This is a genomic window from Burkholderia sp. WSM2230, assembly GCF_000472445.1.
In the GTDB taxonomy this organism is placed as follows: domain Bacteria; phylum Pseudomonadota; class Gammaproteobacteria; order Burkholderiales; family Burkholderiaceae; genus Paraburkholderia.
Window position 1 is genome coordinate 23,994 of sequence record NZ_AXAJ01000004.1, and the last position, 17,235, is coordinate 41,228.

The 17,235-nt window shown below is 63.2% G+C and carries 16 protein-coding genes; 3 read left to right on the plus strand and 13 right to left on the minus strand.

The features are described from left to right. Window positions 1-101 precede the first annotated feature (101 nt). The 8 genes from hscA to A3AC_RS0110370 all read right to left on the minus strand — a co-directional run bounded on the left by hscA (window position 102) and on the right by A3AC_RS0110370 (window position 6,538). Window positions 102-1,973: a Fe-S protein assembly chaperone HscA gene (gene hscA / locus A3AC_RS0110330; protein WP_025598741.1), complete on the minus strand. Its 1,872-nt coding sequence runs from the start codon at window positions 1,971-1,973 to the stop codon at window positions 102-104. Window positions 1,974-2,110: 137 nt separating this feature from the next. Beyond that, complete coding sequence (gene hscB / locus A3AC_RS0110335; RefSeq protein ID WP_025598742.1) at window positions 2,111-2,638, minus strand: Fe-S protein assembly co-chaperone HscB; 528 nt, start codon at window positions 2,636-2,638, stop codon at window positions 2,111-2,113. Between the two features lie 109 nt (window positions 2,639-2,747). Beyond that, window positions 2,748-3,071, minus strand: a complete 324-nt coding sequence (gene iscA, locus A3AC_RS0110340) for an iron-sulfur cluster assembly protein IscA (protein WP_013338765.1) — start codon at window positions 3,069-3,071, stop codon at window positions 2,748-2,750. A 131-nt stretch (window positions 3,072-3,202) separates the two neighbouring features. Further along, complete coding sequence (gene iscU / locus A3AC_RS0110345; protein ID WP_025598743.1) at window positions 3,203-3,616, minus strand: Fe-S cluster assembly scaffold IscU; 414 nt, start codon at window positions 3,614-3,616, stop codon at window positions 3,203-3,205. A gap of 82 nt (window positions 3,617-3,698) precedes the next feature. Then, on the minus strand, window positions 3,699-4,922 hold the full coding sequence (locus A3AC_RS0110355) for an IscS subfamily cysteine desulfurase (RefSeq protein ID WP_025598744.1): 1,224 nt from the start codon (window positions 4,920-4,922) through the stop codon (window positions 3,699-3,701). Window positions 4,923-4,995: 73 nt separating this feature from the next. Further along, window positions 4,996-5,526: a Fe-S cluster assembly transcriptional regulator IscR gene (gene iscR, locus A3AC_RS0110360; protein WP_013338762.1), complete on the minus strand. Its 531-nt coding sequence runs from the start codon at window positions 5,524-5,526 to the stop codon at window positions 4,996-4,998. 133 nt (window positions 5,527-5,659) lie between these two features. Next, on the minus strand, window positions 5,660-6,157 hold the full coding sequence (locus A3AC_RS0110365; RefSeq protein WP_025598745.1) for a low molecular weight protein-tyrosine-phosphatase: 498 nt from the start codon (window positions 6,155-6,157) through the stop codon (window positions 5,660-5,662). Between the two features lie 141 nt (window positions 6,158-6,298). Then, the gene (locus A3AC_RS0110370; protein WP_025598747.1) at window positions 6,299-6,538 is read right to left on the minus strand and encodes a hypothetical protein; all 240 of its coding nucleotides are present in this window, start codon (window positions 6,536-6,538) and stop codon (window positions 6,299-6,301) included. 269 nt (window positions 6,539-6,807) lie between these two features. On the opposite strand from A3AC_RS0110370, the gene A3AC_RS30970 reads away from it, so the two are divergent. Continuing rightward, a complete protein-coding gene (locus A3AC_RS30970) occupies window positions 6,808-7,323 on the plus strand; it encodes a hypothetical protein (protein WP_025598748.1) in 516 nt (171 codons plus the stop codon). 82 nt (window positions 7,324-7,405) lie between these two features. On the opposite strand, the gene A3AC_RS0110380 is transcribed toward A3AC_RS30970, so the two are convergent. After that, window positions 7,406-8,821: a lactate utilization protein B gene (locus tag A3AC_RS0110380; protein ID WP_025598750.1), complete on the minus strand. Its 1,416-nt coding sequence runs from the start codon at window positions 8,819-8,821 to the stop codon at window positions 7,406-7,408. Window positions 8,822-8,831: 10 nt separating this feature from the next. Next, on the minus strand, window positions 8,832-9,554 hold the full coding sequence (locus tag A3AC_RS0110385; protein ID WP_025598751.1) for a (Fe-S)-binding protein: 723 nt from the start codon (window positions 9,552-9,554) through the stop codon (window positions 8,832-8,834). A 180-nt stretch (window positions 9,555-9,734) separates the two neighbouring features. Here A3AC_RS0110385 and A3AC_RS0110390 point away from each other — a divergent pair, with 180 nt between their 5' ends. Next, window positions 9,735-10,547 carry an IclR family transcriptional regulator gene (locus A3AC_RS0110390; protein ID WP_025598752.1) on the plus strand — a complete coding sequence of 271 codons (813 nt, stop codon included), beginning with the start codon at window positions 9,735-9,737 and terminating at the stop codon, window positions 10,545-10,547. A gap of 102 nt (window positions 10,548-10,649) precedes the next feature. Here A3AC_RS0110390 and pbpG read toward each other — a convergent pair whose 3' ends face one another. Continuing rightward, window positions 10,650-11,831 carry a D-alanyl-D-alanine endopeptidase gene (pbpG, locus tag A3AC_RS0110395; protein WP_025598754.1) on the minus strand — a complete coding sequence of 394 codons (1,182 nt, stop codon included), beginning with the start codon at window positions 11,829-11,831 and terminating at the stop codon, window positions 10,650-10,652. 752 nt (window positions 11,832-12,583) lie between these two features. Between pbpG and A3AC_RS0110400 the strand changes: the two genes are divergently transcribed. After that, a complete protein-coding gene (locus A3AC_RS0110400; RefSeq protein WP_006051259.1) occupies window positions 12,584-13,156 on the plus strand; it encodes a phasin family protein in 573 nt (190 codons plus the stop codon). Window positions 13,157-13,511: 355 nt separating this feature from the next. Here A3AC_RS0110400 and lpdA read toward each other — a convergent pair whose 3' ends face one another. Further along, a complete protein-coding gene (lpdA, locus tag A3AC_RS0110405) occupies window positions 13,512-15,293 on the minus strand; it encodes a dihydrolipoyl dehydrogenase (RefSeq protein WP_025598755.1) in 1,782 nt (593 codons plus the stop codon). Between the two features lie 213 nt (window positions 15,294-15,506). After that, complete coding sequence (aceF, locus tag A3AC_RS0110410) at window positions 15,507-17,174, minus strand: dihydrolipoyllysine-residue acetyltransferase (RefSeq protein WP_025598756.1); 1,668 nt, start codon at window positions 17,172-17,174, stop codon at window positions 15,507-15,509. Window positions 17,175-17,235: the final 61 nt, after the last annotated feature.

The following is a 17,235-nucleotide window of genomic DNA, read 5'->3' on the forward strand; positions in this document are numbered from 1 at the left end:
CGACACGCCCAGTTGTTAAAGCCCGCGTGTCTTCAATCAAGTCCGCATCGCGCTTGTGCGATGACGGGGAGCCCGCGCGCGGCCGCGCAATCTCGCGAGTATCAGATCTCGTCGAGTTTGCGGCCGGCCAGTGCGCGGCGAATGCCCTTGTTCATGCGGCGGGCGGCGAATTCGTCGGTGCCCTCGGCAAGCTTTTTGGTCGCTGTTTCGATTGCGTCGACGTCTTCGCTCTGCGCAAGTTCACGCAAACCGCTCAGCAGCGCGTCGAGCTCGGCGCGTTCGCTTTCGTCGAGCAATTCGGCGTCGGCGGCGAGCGCGGCGTCGGTCGCTTCGACGAGACGCCGCGCCTCCACTTGCGCCTCGCGCAGCGCGCGGGCGCGCATGTCCACTTCGGCGGTCGAGAAACTGTCCTCCAGCATTCTGGCGATGTCGTCATCCGCGAGACCGTACGACGGCTTCACGACCACCGACGCCTCCACACCCGACCCGAGTTCGCGCGCGAACACGGACAGCAGGCCGTCGGCGTCCACCTGATAGGTCACGCGGATGCGCGCGGCGCCGGCAGCCATCGGCGGAATACCGCGCAACTCGAAGCGCGCGAGCGACCGGCAGTCGCTGACAAGCTCGCGCTCGCCTTGCACGACGTGGATCGCCATCGCGGTCTGACCGTCCTTGAAGGTGGTGAAATCCTGCGCGCGCGCGACCGGAATCGTCGAATTGCGCGGGATGATCTTCTCGGTCAGCCCGCCCATCGTCTCGACGCCAAGCGACAGCGGTATCACGTCGAGCAACAGCCAGTCGTCGCCGTCGGCACCGCGGTTGCCCGCGAGCAGGTCGGCCTGGATCGCCGCGCCCAGCGCGACGACCTGATCCGGGTCGAGATTGGTCAGCGGCGGCTGGCCGAAGAACGCTTCGACCGCGCGGCGAATCACCGGCATGCGGGTCGCGCCGCCGACCAGCACCACGCCCTTGATGTCCTTCGTCGTGACCTTGGCGTCGCGCAGCGCTTTTTTGGTCGGGCCGAACGTGCGCTGCACGAGCGACTGGGTGATGGCCTCGAAAGTGCCCTCCTCGATCGTCAGATCGAGCCTGGTGCCGTTCGAAAGCGTCGCGGCGAGGGTAGCCTTGGGCGCGTCCGAGAGCGCCTCCTTGGTCGCGCGCACGTTGTCGAGCAGCAGCCGTACGTCTTCCGGTGCGAGCGATTGCGGCGCGATGCCCGCCTGCTGCAGCACGTGACGATACAACGCGTGGTCGAAGTCGTCGCCGCCGAGCGCGGAGTCGCCGCCAGCCGCCAGCACTTCGAACACGCCCTTGGTGAGCTTCAGAATCGACAGGTCGAAGGTGCCGCCGCCCAGGTCGTACACCGCGTACAACCCTTCCGAGCCGTTGTCGAGGCCGTAGGCGATCGCCGCTGCTGTCGGTTCGTTCAACAGACGCAGCACGTTGAGGCCCGCGAGACGCGCGGCGTCTTTGGTCGCCTGGCGCTGCGCCTCGTCGAAGTACGCAGGCACCGTGATCACCGCGCCGACCAGCTCGTCGCCGAGCGTGTCTTCGGCGCGCTGGCGCAGCGTCGCAAGGATTTCCGCCGACACTTCGACCGGGCTCTTCACGCCGTCGACGGTGCGGATCTGCACCATGCCGGGCGCGTCGATGAAATCGTACGGCGCGTTTTCGGCGCCTTCCACTTCCGCCTTGCCGCGTCCCATGAAGCGCTTGACGGAAACGATCGTATTGCGCGGATCGGTCGCCGCCTCGGCCTTGGCCGTGCGGCCGATGCGCCGGCCGCCCTTCTCGAGATAGCGCACGACCGAAGGCAGCAGCACATGGCCGTCTTCGTCGGGCAGCACGTCGGGCACGCCGCTGCGCACGGCGGCGACGAGCGAGTTGGTCGTGCCGAGGTCGATGCCGACCGCGAGACGCCGCTGGTGAGGCGCCGGCGCCATGCCGGGTTCGGAGATTTGCAGTAAGGCCATCTGGATCTTCTCGGAGCCGCGAGGCCCCGTCCTGAATTTTGCGTTGCTGGATGTGGATGCCAAAGCCGCATTCAAAGCCACCTGAGCGCCGCTGCAATGCGGCGGCACCTGAGGCGAGTCAGGCGACTGGCGCGAGCCTAGCCCTCGAGCCGCTCGATCTGCGAGCCGATTTCCGACGCCACCCGTTCAATGAACATCAACTGCCGCACCGCCTCGCCCGCCGCCTGATTCGCGCCGCTGTCGAGCAACGCGCCGAGCTTTTCGAAACGTACGCGCTCTTCGTCGCGCAATTCGGCGAGCAAGGCATCTAGCGCGTCAACGTTCTTCGCTGCGGCGGCGTCTTCGATACTTTCGCGCCATTCCATCTGCTGCATTAGAAACGCCGGCTCCATAGCCGTGTTGTCATGCGCGCCGACGTCGATGCCGCGCAGGTGCAACAGATAGGTCGCACGCTTTAACGGATCGCGCAGCGTCTGGTACGCCTCGTTCGCGCGCGTCGCCCATTGCATCGCGATGCGCTTTTGCGCGTCGCCGGCTGCCGCAAAGCGATCCGGATGCACTTGCGCCTGCACCGTGCGATACGCGTGATCGAGCGCAGCCGGATCGAGCGCGAATTGCGCAGGAAGGCCAAAAAGGTCGAAGTGGCTATCGTTCAGCGAGGCCATCGGATCATATTTTTTCGTTCAGAGAAGCACACCAAAGTGCAATTTCGCGCGGCAAACTAAAAAGGCGGCCCGCGCCGCCTTTGGTCCGCTGCACGCGGAGTTGCTCCCGCTACACGCGGAACGACTCGCCGCAACCGCACTCGTCCTTCACGTTCGGATTGTTGAATTTGAAGCCTTCGTTCAGGCCCTCACGCGCGAAATCGAGCTCGGTTCCGTCGATATAAGCGAGGCTCTTCGGGTCGACAATGATCTTCACGCCGTTGCACTCGAACACCTGGTCCTCGGGCGCGAGTTCGTCCACATATTCGAGCTTGTAGGCCAAGCCGGAGCAGCCGGTGGTGCGCACGCCCAGACGCAGACCCACGCCTTTGCCGCGACGGGTCAGATACTTCTGCACGTGCTGTGCTGCCTTTTCGGTCAACGTAATTGCCATAGCGTTTCTCATTGCGCGGTGCGTGCGGATGCACCGCTACCCTGCCTGAATCAAATGTCGCTCATGCCTCGCGGCGCCTCTTCGCGCCGTCTGCTTTTTTCACTTCACCCGACCGCTCTCGAACCGAAGCCTCAGGCGTGCTGCTTGTCGCTTTCGGCGACTGCTTCACCGTGACGCTGCTTGTAGTCGGCGACCGCTGCCTTGATGGCGTCTTCCGCGAGAATCGAGCAGTGGATCTTCACCGGCGGCAACGCGAGTTCTTCTGCGATCTGCGTGTTCTTGATCGACATTGCCTGATCGAGCGTCTTGCCCTTCACCCACTCGGTGACGAGCGAGCTCGACGCGATTGCCGAACCGCAGCCGTACGTCTTGAACTTCGCGTCTTCGATGATGCCGTCCGCGCCCACGCGGATCTGCAGCTTCATCACGTCGCCGCAAGCGGGCGCGCCGACCATGCCGGTACCGACCGCGTCGTCGTCCTTCGAGAACGAGCCGACGTTGCGCGGGTTTTCGTAGTGGTCCAGAACCTTGTCGCTATAAGCCATGATTACACTCCTTGATTCGTTTCGATCTGCTGTTCGGTTGAACGCGCGGTAGACTGCGCGAAATTTTCGACTAGCCGGCGCGTCAGTGCGCGGCCCACTGGATAGTCGAAATGTCGATGCCGTCCTGGTGCATTTCCCACAGCGGCGACAAGTCGCGCAGCTTCGCAATTTTCGTCTTCAGCAGATTGATCACATAGTCCACGTCCTGCTCGGTCGTGAAGCGGCCCACCGTGAAGCGGATCGAGCTGTGCGCGAGTTCGTCGTTGCGGCCAAGCGCGCGCAACACGTACGACGGTTCCAGCGAAGCCGACGTGCACGCCGAACCCGATGACACCGCCACGTCCTTCACCGCCATGATCAGCGATTCACCTTCGACAAAATTGAAGCTCACGTTCAGGTTGTGCGGCACACGCTTTTCCATGTCGCCGTTCACATACACTTCTTCGATTTCCGACAGGCCGCGCAGCAAGCGGTCGCGCAGCATGCGGATGCGCTCGTTCTCCGTTGCCATCTCTTCGCGCGCGATGCGGAACGCTTCGCCCATGCCGACGATCTGGTGCGTAGCCAGCGTGCCCGAACGCATGCCGCGCTCGTGACCGCCGCCGTGCATCTGCGCTTCGATACGCACGCGCGGCTTGCGGCGTACGTACAGCGCGCCGATGCCCTTCGGGCCGTAAGTCTTGTGCGCCGAGAAGGACATGAGGTCGACCTTCAGCTTTTGCAAATCAATGTCGATCTTGCCGGTGGCCTGGGCCGCGTCCACGTGGAAAATGATGCCTTTTTCACGGGTGATTTCGCCGATCGACTCGATGTCCTGAATCACGCCGATCTCGTTGTTCACCGACATGACCGACACGAGAATGGTGTCCGGGCGCAGTGCGGCCTTGAACTTCTCGAGGTCGATCAGACCGTCTTCCTGCACGTCCAGATACGTGACTTCGAAGCCTTCGCGCTCCAGCTCGCGGCAGGTGTCGAGCACGGCCTTGTGCTCGGTCTTCACCGTGATGATGTGCTTGCCCTTGCTCTTGTAGAAGTGCGCGGCGCCCTTGATCGCGAGGTTGTCCGACTCGGTTGCGCCCGAGGTCCAGATGATTTCGCGCGGATCGGCGTTCACGAGCGCGGCGACGTTCTCGCGCGCTTCTTCGACCGCGCGCTCCGCCGTCCAGCCATACGAATGGCTGCGCGACGCGGGGTTGCCGAACTGCTCGCGCAGATACGGAATCATCTTGTCCACCACGCGCGGGTCGACCGGGGTCGTGGCGCTGTAGTCCATGTAAATGGGCAGGTGGGGAATCTCGTTGTTCATCTATCGCTCCGGGGACGTCGTGTGCTCTGGCTTCTGAATTCGCTATCGCGCCGCGGTAATGCCGCGCCGCGTCTTACGAACCGGCCATGTTGAAAACGGAATTGGGACCTTTGGGCGCGACGCGCACCGGCTCGACCGCCGGCGCCTCGCTTCGCCTGTCGCGCAGAACTGCCGGCGCGCCTTCGCGCGAGCGCTGCTGATCGACCAGATCCTTGAGGGAGACGGAGTCCAGGTACTCGACCATTTTCTGGTTCAGCGTGGACCACAGCTCGTGAGTCATGCAATGGCCGTCGTGCTGCTTGGTGCCTTCGCACGAGCCCTTACCGCCGCATTGCGTGGCGTCGAGCGGTTCGTCCACCGCGATGATGATGTCGGCCACCGTCACGTCTTCGGGGCGGCGCGCGAGATTGTAGCCGCCGCCCGGTCCGCGCACGGACTCGACGATTTCGTGGCGGCGCAGCTTGCCAAACAGCTGCTCGAGGTAGGACAGGGAGATATGTTGGCGCTGGCTGATACCCGCAAGCGTCACCGGGCCCTGCTCCTGGCGCAGCGCCAGGTCAATCATCGCCGTGACGGCGAAACGGCCTTTCGTGGTGAGTCTCATATGTATGGGGAACCGCTATTCTCGACAAGTTTTGTCAAGTATAAATACATGAGCGATTTAGTCAAGTATCCCTGCCGCGAAGTGGGTCATTTACTTAAATGCTCGCGCACCTTGCGGCAGCCGGGCGTCGAACCTAGCCGATCAATTGGGGACGCAATGCGGCGATAAGGCCGCGGCAGGCCGCCTCGCATTGATCAAGGACCTGTTCGAAACCTTCCGCGCCGCCGAAATACGGGTCGACGATTTCGCGCGCGCCGCTCCAGCGAACGTCGCTTTCGGGCACGAACTCCATCAGCAGGCGGATCTTGTCCTGCTGCTCTGGCGGGCAGACCTGGCGCAGCGCGGCGACGTTTCTGTCGTCCATCGCGATGAGCAGGTCGAAGCGGTCGAAGTCGATGTCCGCAATCTGCCGTCCGCGCAATGCCGCGAGGTCGTAGCCGCGGCCTCGCGCGGCGTGCTGCGCCCGTTCGTCCGGCGGCTGGCCGATGTGCCAGTCGCCGGTGCCGGCGGAGTCGATCAGAATCCGCTCAGCGAGCCTCGCCTCTTCGACGAGACGGCGCATCACCGCTTCCGCGGTCGGCGAACGGCAGATGTTCCCGAGGCAGATAAAGCAGATGGACACAGTTTTCATCGGAGGCTTCTTGTCGCGCCTTGCGGCGCAGTGAGGGCGACCGACGTCAAATGTGACGCCGCCGCGCGGTGCCGCGATTATACAAAGCCGCGCGAAATCGCGTCGGCCCGCCGCGCGGCGCCCGCCGCGCGGCTCGCAGCTTCAGGAGGCTTGCGCCAGCGGCAGCGCGGGCATCGGGCGCAAGGGCTTGACCGGGGCTGACGAGGCATCGTCGATCATGCCGTATGACACAGCCCGCGCGAGTGCCGCGCTCAGTTGATCCGCCGCCAGCGGCGTCTGCGAGCCGCGCGCCGCCGCATCGCTGCAAACGTGCAGATACGCTGCCGCCGCGAGGCCGATAACGAGCGCGAGGAGCCAGTACATCGCTATTGTCTTTCTCATGATGTCTCATTTCCAGAGAATGGCTAGCGAGTGCGTTACCCACTATGCCCATCACGAATGCTATAGAAATCGACAATCGGGAAAAACCCGCTTCGCCGCGATACAGCGTTGTCTGAAATGGAACAGTGAACGACACGACCACGTGCACGCGCCCCGCCGCGCGACGCCTGGCACGAAAAATAAGTCCTTACAAAAGCATACAAAGCTAGCGCGACAGATGCGCATAATTGCGGTCTCATAGTTATGAAACCTCTTGCCTCGGGCTTGAAATGAAACGCTTCGCACTTTTAGCCGCCGTCGCCCTCGCCGCTCTGCTGGGCGGCTGTGCTGTCTATCCGGACGGCACCCCGATGTACAGCAACGGCTACAGCACCTATGACGGCTACGACGCGTACGGTGTGCCGGTCGCGCCGCAGACCAACGTCTACATGGGCTACAGCAATTATTACGGTCCGGGTTATTACGACAGTCCGGGACGCTACTACGGGCCGGGTCCGGGATATCGGGGCTACCCGGGGCGCCCGTATCATGACGGGGATAACGGAAATCGGGGCGGATACGGCGGCTCCCGCGGCCAGCCGAGCGGTGGACAGCCGCCGCAAGGCGCGGTGGCAGGCCCGCGCGGACCGAGCGGTTCGAATGCGCCGCGGCCCGGCGTGGCGCCCCCGCCGCCACCGCCGGCACCTGCCCAGCAGGCAGGCGGCGGTGGCGGTCGCGGCAACGGGGGCGCGCCCATAGTGAGAGGTAATCCAAATCGGCCCTCGGGCGGCCCGACGGATCATTAACACTGCTCTCTAGCGGTGCACCGTGCCGCGTCTTTTGGGCGCGCCGCGCGCGTACCTGCCGGCTCACGCCGGGCGAGCTTCATCAACCGATATGGCTGCGCTGAGCGGCGTACAACTCCCTGAACGTACGCCCGACCGGGGCCGGCATGTCACGTGTGTCGGTCCAGCCGGCGCCGGCCAGAGGCAGCTTCGCGATCGACCGGTTTTTCCCGCCCATACGTTCCAGCACGCGCACGGCGAGCTTCGTGACGAGCGCATAGGCGTCTGGATGCATCGCCAGAAAGCCCCACACCGCGAGCCCCGCCCGCTCTTTCCACGGACGCAGGCGCCGTTCGACCTGCTTCTCGCGCAGCTTGCGCAGCAGATCGGACAACGGAATGCCGACCGGACACACGCTGTTGCACTCGCCGCATAACGTGGCCGCTTGCGGCAGATCGAGCGCCTTATCGAGCCCGACGTAGCTCGGCGTCAAGACGGAGCCCATCGGGCCCGGATACACCCATCCATAAGCGTGGCCTCCGACCTTCTGATACACCGGGCAATGGTTCATGCACGCGCCGCAACGAATACAGCGCAGCATCTCCTGAAAATCGCCGCCAATGAGGCCTGTGCGTCCGCCGTCGACAAGCACCACGTACATGTGCTCCGGCCCGTCCTGGTCGCCCTCGCCTCGCGGCCCGGTCAGCACGGAAAAATAATTCGATGTGGTCTGGCCCGTCGCGGAGCGCGGCAACAGGCGCATGGCTGTCGCCAGGTCCTCGAGCGTGGGCAACACCTTCTCGATACCGGTTACGGCAACATGCACGCGCGGCATGACCGTGCACATGCCTTCGTTGCCCTCGTTCGTGACCAGCACAACAGAGCCGGTCTCCGCGATCACGAAGTTGCCGCCGGTCACGCCCATGTCCGCGCTCATGAAGTGCGGCCGCAGCATCTGCCGGGCTTCGAGCGTCATGTCCGGAATTTCGGTGAGACGCGGCCGGCCATGCGTCCTGGCGAACAGGTCGGCAATCTCGTCCTTATCCTTATGGACGACGGGCGCGATGATATGGCTCGGCGGCTCATTGCCGTTGATCTGCAGGATGTACTCGCCGAGATCGGTCTCGATGGATTGCACGCCCAGTTGCCCGAGCACTTCGTTCAGGCGCATTTCCTCGGTGACCATCGACTTCGTCTTGATCACCTTCTTCACGTCGTGGCGGCGCGCAATATCGCCGACAAGCCGCGCCGCCTCCTGCGTGGTCTCGGCAAAGAGCACGGTGACGCCGCGCCGGGCCGCCTCGCGCTCGAAGGTCTCGAGCCACACATCCAGATTCTCAAGCGCGCGGTTGCGGCGCTCCTTGAGCGCGGCGCGCGTGGCCGAAAAGTCGATCGCCGTCAGCGCCGTGGCGCGCGCCGAGACGAACTTGGTGGAGAGTTTGGTGAGGTTCTGCTGCAGCCGCTGGTCCGCGAGCTTCTGGCCGGCGCGCGCCTTGAATTGCATTGACTGGATTTGCATGGCTTTGCCCTCACACGTCGCCGGCCAGTACCTGTGCGATATGCAGCACGCGCGTGGCGGTGTCGCCGGTGCGCCGCAGACGCCCTTCTATATTGAGCATGCAGCCCAAGTCGCCCAGCACCACTGTGCCGGCGCCGCTCTCACGGATATTGGCGCACTTTTCGTCGACGATTGCCGTGGAAATGTCGCCGTACTTGACCGCGAAGGTACCGCCAAAGCCGCAGCAATGCTCGCAGCCTTTCATTTCCGTCACCGCTACGCCCACTTGCGCGAGAAGTTCGCGCGGCTGCGCCTTCACGCCGAGCTCGCGCAGGCCGGAACACGAATCGTGATAAGTGACCTGTCCTGTGAATTCGCCAGGCTGCAACTGCACTTTGGCAACGTTGACAAGGAAATCGGTCAGCTCAAAGACCTTGGCGCGGAGTCGGCCAAAGCGGTTCATCAGTTCGGGATCGTCGGCGAAAAGGTCGCCGTAATGCGCGCGTATCATGCCGCCACAGGAGCCCGACGGCACGACGACGTAGTCGAACTGTTCGAACTCGCGCAGGGTCTTCTCGGCCAGGTCGCGCGCGATGCGCCGCTCGCCCGAGTTGTACGCAGGCTGGCCGCAGCAGGTTTGCGCCGGCGGCACCACCACCTCGAAGCCGGCGCCTTGGATCAGCTTGATCACCGAAAAACCGATTTCGGGCCGCATCAGGTCGATGAGGCAGGTGACGAACAATCCGACTCGCATGAGCGCTCCTCCGGGAAAACGTCCCTGATTATCCGCTGTTTGGCGCACAATACCAACGCCCCGGAAGGCATAGGACGAATGCGTCGCCGAATTGGAAGAGCGCTTCCAAGTGCGTTCGCTTTTTTCACGATACGAGATACAATCAATTTCCGCTGTTTGACGCGTCAACTGATTCTTCTTATGAGCGACACGAACCCGGATCCCAAAACATCGATCCAGGTGATCGAACGCATGATGCGCCTGCTCGACGCACTCGCCGCGCATAGCGACCCGGTCAGCCTGAAAGAACTCGCCATCCGCACGGAACTGCATCCGTCCACCGCGCACCGCATCCTGAACGATATGGTGATGTGCCGCCTCGTCGACCGGTCCGATCCCGGCACGTACCGGCTCGGCATGCGCCTGCTCGAGCTCGGCAACCTCGTGAAGGCGCGCCTCTCCGTGCGCGATGCGGCGCTCACGCCGATGCGCGAACTGCATCGCCAGACGGGGCAGACGGTGAACCTGTCGGTGCGTCAGGGCGACGAGATCGTCTACATCGAGCGTGCATATTCCGAGCGTTCCGGTATGCAGGTGGTGCGAGCCATCGGCGGGCGCGCGCCGCTGCATCTGACCTCGGTCGGCAAACTCTTTCTCGCCGCCGACGAATCGACACGCGTGCGCGCCTACGCCACGCGCACGGGCCTGTCCGGCCACACGCAAAACAGCATCACCGACCTCGCCAAGCTCGAGCGCGAGCTTTCGCACGTGCGCCAGCAAGCCTGCGCGCGCGACAACGAAGAACTGGAATTAGGCGTGCGCTGCATCGCCGCGGGCATCTACGACGACACCGGCAAGCTGGTCGCGGGATTGTCGCTCTCGGCGCCGGCCGACCGTCTGCAGGATTCCTGGCTTGGTCAGCTCAGCCAGACGGCGCTGGTGATTTCCGAGGCGCTCGGATATCGGCCGCAAACTTCGCAGAATCAGGGCCAACATTCGAACTCGCACGCGTAAGCCGCTCGGCAAATCAGCCGACTCGGAATGAAAAAAGCCCCGCAATCGCGGGGCTTTTTTCATTGGCGGTGGCGGGTCATGCAACGGCCACAAGCTCACACATCAGGTGCCGGGACCGCCTGCGTCCGCGCTGGTGATACGCGCCTGATCGCCGCCGTTATCCAGCCACGTGCGCAACCGCGTGGCGTCCGCGAACCGCGAGTACTTGCCCGACGAATCCAGCAACACCAGTACCATCGGGCGGCCGTGAATGTTGGCTTGCATCACGAGGCACTCCCCCGCTTCGTTGATGAAGCCGGTCTTTTGCAGACCGATGTCCCACGTCGGGTTACGCACGAGCGCATTGGTGCTGTTGTAGGCCAGCGTGCGCTTGCCGGTGTACACCTCGTAGCTGTGGTCCGTGGAAAACCGGCGGATCAGCGGATATTGATACGCCGCGTTGACCATCTTCACCAGATCGCGCGCGCTCGACACGTTCTGGCTCGTCAAACCGGTGGGGTTCTCGAAGTGCGTGTCGGTCATGCCGAGTTGCCGCGCCTTGGCGTTCATCGCGGCAAGGAACGCCGGCCGGCCGCCCGGGTAGTAGCGCGAAAGCGCGGCGGCAGCACGGTTTTCCGACGCCATCAGCGCGATGTGCAGCATGTCTTCGCGCGAAAGCACCGAGCCGACGGACAAACGCGAGCCGGTGTTCTTTTCGTAGTCGCGGTCTTCGTCCGTGACTTCGAGTTGATCGGTCATTGGCTCTTTCGAATCGAGCACGACCATCGCAGTCATCAGCTTGGTGATGGACGCGATCGGCACCACGGCGCGCGAGTTCTTGTCGAAGAGCGGCTCGCCCGTGTTCTGGTCCACCACATAGGCGACGCTCGAGCGCAGCATCAGCGCGTCCGGCGTCTCGTGCAGCCCAAACGCCTGGCCGACGCTCGGCGGACGCGGCTCATAGGCGACACGCCGCACAACCGTGTGATGACGGCCATTCGCGGTATAGGTCACGCGTTTGCGTTTGACGCTCGCGCGGGGTGCGTCGTCATCCGCGGCGGCTGTTTTTGCGGCCGCAGTCTTGCCGGCTTTCGCAGCCTTGCCGGAAACCCTGGCTGCGGCGGCGGGTTTCTTGCCCGCCTTCGCCTGCTTCGAGGTTTTGGCGGACGCAGCGGGCGTAGCGGCAAAGGTGCTTACTGGCGCGGCAAGCGCCGCCGCAAGGACCATGGAGGCGGCAACCGACAGAGCGGTGCTGCGCGCCGCGCCGTGGATCACTTTCAGCGACGAAAACATGTCGGTTTTCATGGGTGTTCTGTAGGGAGCGGCGAGAGGGTTCCGCAAGTGTATTAAAACAACGAAAAATTAGCAATTTGAAGCACTTATGGGCGCTCTTTAAACCAGCTTGTAAGCTCCGATTGCAAAAACGCAAATAAGTGCCGCGTCCCGATCGATAAAAACGATCAAGGCGCTGCGCCTCGCCAGGCCGCCACCCTCAAAAGGGGTGTGGTCCCTTTAGCATAACGGCAATTTCGAGACAACCTTGATGAGGGGAAACGCGGCTCTCGCGCGAAACGAAGTCCAGCGCGGCGCCCCGCCGCGCCGGTGCCGCATGCGTCGCAGACCGTGTTAAACGCCTGTTGCAAATCAGAGACGCGCATTTGACTGGCATCAACAATTAACGTTCCGTGACACTCTATGGTTTACATCAATTCGCGTAGGCGCCGACCTTTTGTTAAATTTTGCAGTGCATCGCGGGGACGTCGAACACGCCCTCAAATGCCGGAATAAAGTACCGAAACGGGCTCCATTGCCTCGGCGTTGCGGTCAATTATGCCGCGTCACGCCGTTGTCATGCGTGCCGCATAAGCTCTTGTTTTCTAAGCGGTTTCTTAAGATTGTGCATTGCACAAAAAGCGCTTGACATTCCCCGGCGCCATCCTAAAATAGAACCCATTGCTGCGATGCACAAAACATCGCGGTCCGGGCAGACGATCTTGTGCGTCTCGCCACCACCAATGCGGTCCGCAAAGATCGGCCGCGATCCAGGAGCGTAAACCATGACTCTGCTGACTCCCGAGCAATTCGCTGCAGCTCAGAAAGCCAACTTTGAAACGCTGTTCGGCCTGACCACCAAGGCATTCGAAGGCGTTGAAAAGCTCGTCGAACTGAACCTGCAAGTCGTGAAATCGACCCTCGCGGAAAGCCAGGAAAATGCCCAACGCGCGCTGTCGGTGAAAGACGCGCAAGAGTTGCTGGCACTGCAAGCGAGCCTCGCCCAGCCGGTCGCTGAAAAGGCGCTGTCGTATGGCCGTCACGTGTACGAAATCGTCTCGGCAACGCAAGGCGAGTTCGCCCGCGTAGCCGAAGCACAGTTCGAAGAGCAGAACCGCAAGGTTCAATCGCTCGTCGAAAACGTCGCGAAGAACGCGCCGGCCGGTTCGGAAACCGCCGTCGCCGTGATCAAGTCGGCTATCACCGCCGCCAACACGACGTACGAAACGGTTCACAAGGCGACCAAGCAGGCTGTCGAAATCGCGGAAAGCAACTTCAACGCAGCCGCCACGGCCGCGTCGAAGGCTGCTTCGCAAGCCGCTGCGCAGGCATCGCGCTCGGCCAAGAAGCCGGTCTAAGTTTCCGGTTCTCTTGTCAGGCCTCGCTTGCGGGGCCTGCATCATTGCCTGATTTCGGGCATCGTCTGCGCCGGCCCAGCGTATCCGCTGCGCCGGCGCTGCTGTAAGCAACAGCGTCGTGCCGTTGCCGCTCACACGGCTCCAATTGGCCGAACGCTCCGATACGTCGAGTGACGTATCGTTTGCCCGGCGAAGCGCCGGGATTTTTTTTCGTAGTGCTTCTTCGAGCTCGCTGCTCGAGAGCAACGCGCCGGCAGACAGACTGCGCTCGCGACTCCAGATAAAAACGGCGCGCCCATAAAGGGCGCGCCGTTTTCTTTGCGCCATCCGCACGCATGCGGATGAGCCGAACGCCTTACTTCTTTTTCTGCGGTGGCAGATCGGTACACACGCCTTCGTACAGCTCGGCGGCCATGCCGATCGATTCGCCGAGCGTCGGATGCGGATGAATCGTCTTGCCGATGTCCGTCGCGTCCGCGCCCATCTCCACCGCCAGGCACACTTCGCTGATCAGATCGCCCGCATTCAGACCGACGATACCGCCGCCGATCACGCGATGCGTTTCCTCGTCGAACAGCAGCTTCGTGAAGCCCTCGTCGCGGCCGTTGGCAATCGCGCGGCCGGAAGCGGCCCACGGGAACACAGCTTTGCCATACTTGATGCCGGCCGCTTTCAACTGGTCTTCCGTCTGGCCGGCCCACGCCACTTCAGGATCGGTGTAAGCCACCGACGGAATCTGGATCGCGTCGAAGTACGCCTTCTCGCCATGCGCCGCTTCTGCTGCAACGTGGCCTTCGTGCACGGCCTTGTGCGCCAGCATCGGCTGACCGACGATATCGCCGATCGCGAAAATATGCGGCACGTTGGTGCGCATCTGCTTGTCGACTTCGATAAAGCCGCGATCAGTCACCGCCACCCCGGCCTTTTCCGCGCCGATCTTCTTGCCATTCGGCGAGCGGCCCACGGCGACGAGCACGAGGTCATAGCGCTGCGCTTCCGCCGGCGCCTTCTCGCCTTCGAACGACACGTAGATGCCGTCTTCTTTGGCTTCTGCCGCCGTCGTTTTGGTCTTGAGCATGACGTTCGCGAAGCGCTTCGCGTTGTACTTCTCCCAGACCTTCACGAGATCGCGGTCCGCGCCGGCCATCAGGCCGTCGAGCATTTCGACCACGTCGATCTGCGCGCCAAGCGTCGCGTAGACCGTCGCCATTTCGAGCCCGATGATGCCGCCGCCGATCACCAGCATGCGCTGCGGAATCTGACGCAATTCGAGCGCGCCGGTCGAATCGACGACACGCGGATCTTCCGGAATGAACGGCAGCTTCACCGCTTCGGAACCCGCCGCGATGATCGCCTGCTTGAACTTGACGACCTTTTTGCCGCCTTCGGTCTGCACTTCCATGTGGTTCGGATCGACGAACGCGCCGGTACCCGTCACGACCTCGACCTTGCGCATCTTCGCCATGCCGGCGAGACCGCCGGTCAGCTTCTTGACGACGCCCGACTTGAAGTCGCGCAGCTTGTCCAGATCGATCTGCGGCTTTGCGAACGTGATGCCGTGCGCGCCAAGCGCTTCGGCTTCGTCGATCACGAGCGCGGTGTGCAGCAGCGCTTTCGACGGAATGCAGCCCACGTTCAGGCACACGCCGCCGAGCGTCGAATAACGTTCGACGAGCACGGTCTTCATGCCGAGGTCCGCAGAGCGGAAGGCGGCCGAATAACCGCCCGGGCCGGAACCGAGCACGAGCATGTCGCATTCGATGTCCGCGCTGCCGCTGAAGCTGCCCGCTTGCGGCGCGGGCGCGGCAGCCTTGGGCGCAGCGGCAGCCGCAGGAGCGGGTGCAGGAGCCGGTGCAGGCGCAGCAGCCTTCGGCGCTTCTTTCGCCGAGGACGCTTCGCCCGACGTTTCGACGAGCGCGATCACGGTGCCTTGCGAGACTTTATCGCCGGCCTTGATGCGGACTTCCTTGACGGTGCCGGCGATGTCGCTTGGCACTTCCATGGAAGCCTTATCGGACTCGAGCGTCAGCAGCGACTGTTCCTGTTCGATCGCATCGCCCGGCTTGATATTGACTTCGATGACATCGACGTCCTTGAAGTCGCCGATATCCGGCACTTTTACTTCGACGAGACTCATAGTGTCCCCTTCTCCTGTTGATCGTGATGAGCGAAGAACCCGCCTCAAAAGTCGAAAAAAGCTGGCGGCCCGGCGCACAACAACGTCCTTGCCGTCCGCCGAAGGACGCGCCGTTGCCCCGCACAGGAGCAGCGCTAATAGACCGACACGAAAGCAGGTTCTACAGAAACGCGCGGATTACCGACAAAAGCCAGTGCCCCGCGCAACATCACATCAAAGAATCACACGCCGGAAATCGGCAAGAATCGACCCGAGATACGCATTGAAGCGTGCAGCTTCGGCGCCGTCGATCACACGATGGTCGTAAGACAACGACAGCGGCAGCGTGAGACGCGGCACGAACTGCTTGCCGTCCCACACGGGCTTCATCGCACCGCGCGACAAACCGAGAATCGCGACTTCAGGGGCGTTGATGATCGGCGTGAAGTTGGTGCCGCCAATGCCGCCCAGCGACGAAATCGAGAAGCAGCCGCCTTGCATCTGGTCGGGCTTGAGCTTGCCTTCGCGCGCGGCCTTCGACAGGTCGGTCATTTCCTTCGCGATCTCGACGAGGCCCTTCTTGTCGGCATCGCGAATCACCGGAACCACGAGACCGTTCGGCGTGTCCGCAGCAAAACCAATGTGGTAGTACTGCTTGAACACGAGGTTGTCACCGTCGAGGCTCGCGTTGAAGGTCGGGAATTTCTTCAGCGCCGAAACCACCGCCTTGATCACGAATGCGAGCATCGTGATTTTTACGCCAGCCTTTTCGTTTTCCTTGTTCAACTGCACGCGCAGCGCTTCGAGTTCGGTGATGTCCGCTTCGTCGTTGTTCGTGACGTGCGGGATCATCACCCAGTTGCGGTGCAGGTTCGCGCCGGAGATCTTCTTGATGCGCGACAGCGGCTTCGCCTCGAACGGGCCGAACTTCGAGAAGTCGACCTTCGGCCACGGCAGCAGATTCAGCTCGCCGCCGCCTGCCGCCGCAGGTGCGGCAGCACCGGCGGGCGCCGCGCGCTGGCCCGTCATCACGCCCTTGATGAACGCGGTGACGTCCGCTTGCGTGATGCGGCCTTTCGGACCCGTGCCCTGCACTTGCGTGACGTCGACGCCCAGTTCGCGCGCGAACTTGCGCACCGACGGCGAAGCGTGGCTCGTGCGGCGTGTGCCGCCCTCGCCTGCCGGGATCAGCGGCGCCTGTGCGAGCGCAGACGGCGAGGCCGGTGCGGGCGACGGCGCAACCGGCGCGTCCGACGGCTTCTCGGCTTCGTGTTTCGGCGCCGCGGCGGGTGCCGCAGCCGGCGCGGCAGCAGCGCCCTCAGCTTCCACTACGACGATCACCGAGCCTTCCGACACCGTATCGCCGACCCTGACCTTCACTTCCTTGACGACGCCGGCCGCCGAGCTCGGCACGTCCATGGTCGCCTTGTCGGATTCGAGCGTGACGAGCGACTGCTCTTTCTCGACGCGATCGCCGACCTTCACCGCGACTTCGATCACGGGGATGTCTTTGTAGTCGCCGATGTCCGGCACTTTCACTTCCTGCAGGCCGCCGCCGGAGGCGGGAGCAGCGGCGGGCGCCGGTGCCGGCGCAGGTGCAGCTGCAGGTGACGGCGCCGGTGCGGCAGCCGGTGCTGGCGCCGGCGCAGCCGCGCCGCCCTGTGCGCCGTCCAGCACGACGATCAGCGAACCTTCCGACACGTTGTCGCCGACCTTGACCTTCACTTCCTTGACGACGCCGGCGGCCGAGCTCGGCACGTCCATCGTCGCCTTGTCGGATTCCAGCGTAACGAGCGATTGCTCTTTCTCGACGGTATCACCCGCCTTGACCAGCACCTCGATCACAGGAATGTCCTTGTAATCGCCGATGTCCGGCACCTTGACTTCGATCGCTTGACTCATTGTTAGTGTCTCCTGGGCCGCGCACGCAGCCTGCCTGCGCCGATCGGAATCGGTCAGGGGC

Excerpts from the sequence above, each read along its gene's own strand:
- iscA (WP_013338765.1), bottom strand. The coding sequence starts at position 3,071 with ATGGCAATTACGTTGACCGAAAAGGCAGCACAGCACGTGCAGAAGTAT.
- hscA (WP_025598741.1), bottom strand. The coding sequence starts at position 1,973 with ATGGCCTTACTGCAAATCTCCGAACCCGGCATGGCGCCGGCGCCTCAC.
- A3AC_RS0110390 (WP_025598752.1), top strand. The coding sequence starts at position 9,735 with ATGAGCGACACGAACCCGGATCCCAAAACATCGATCCAGGTGATCGAA.
- iscR (WP_013338762.1), bottom strand. The coding sequence starts at position 5,526 with ATGAGACTCACCACGAAAGGCCGTTTCGCCGTCACGGCGATGATTGAC.
- aceF (WP_025598756.1), bottom strand. The coding sequence starts at position 17,174 with ATGAGTCAAGCGATCGAAGTCAAGGTGCCGGACATCGGCGATTACAAG.
- A3AC_RS30970 (WP_025598748.1), top strand. The coding sequence starts at position 6,808 with ATGAAACGCTTCGCACTTTTAGCCGCCGTCGCCCTCGCCGCTCTGCTG.
- pbpG (WP_025598754.1), bottom strand. The coding sequence starts at position 11,831 with ATGAAAACCGACATGTTTTCGTCGCTGAAAGTGATCCACGGCGCGGCG.
- hscB (WP_025598742.1), bottom strand. The coding sequence starts at position 2,638 with ATGGCCTCGCTGAACGATAGCCACTTCGACCTTTTTGGCCTTCCTGCG.
- A3AC_RS0110370 (WP_025598747.1), bottom strand. The coding sequence starts at position 6,538 with ATGAGAAAGACAATAGCGATGTACTGGCTCCTCGCGCTCGTTATCGGC.
- lpdA (WP_025598755.1), bottom strand. The coding sequence starts at position 15,293 with ATGAGTCTCGTCGAAGTAAAAGTGCCGGATATCGGCGACTTCAAGGAC.
- A3AC_RS0110385 (WP_025598751.1), bottom strand. The coding sequence starts at position 9,554 with ATGCGAGTCGGATTGTTCGTCACCTGCCTCATCGACCTGATGCGGCCC.
- A3AC_RS0110355 (WP_025598744.1), bottom strand. The coding sequence starts at position 4,922 with ATGAACAACGAGATTCCCCACCTGCCCATTTACATGGACTACAGCGCC.
- A3AC_RS0110400 (WP_006051259.1), top strand. The coding sequence starts at position 12,584 with ATGACTCTGCTGACTCCCGAGCAATTCGCTGCAGCTCAGAAAGCCAAC.
- A3AC_RS0110365 (WP_025598745.1), bottom strand. The coding sequence starts at position 6,157 with ATGAAAACTGTGTCCATCTGCTTTATCTGCCTCGGGAACATCTGCCGT.
- iscU (WP_025598743.1), bottom strand. The coding sequence starts at position 3,616 with ATGGCTTATAGCGACAAGGTTCTGGACCACTACGAAAACCCGCGCAAC.
- A3AC_RS0110380 (WP_025598750.1), bottom strand. The coding sequence starts at position 8,821 with ATGCAAATCCAGTCAATGCAATTCAAGGCGCGCGCCGGCCAGAAGCTC.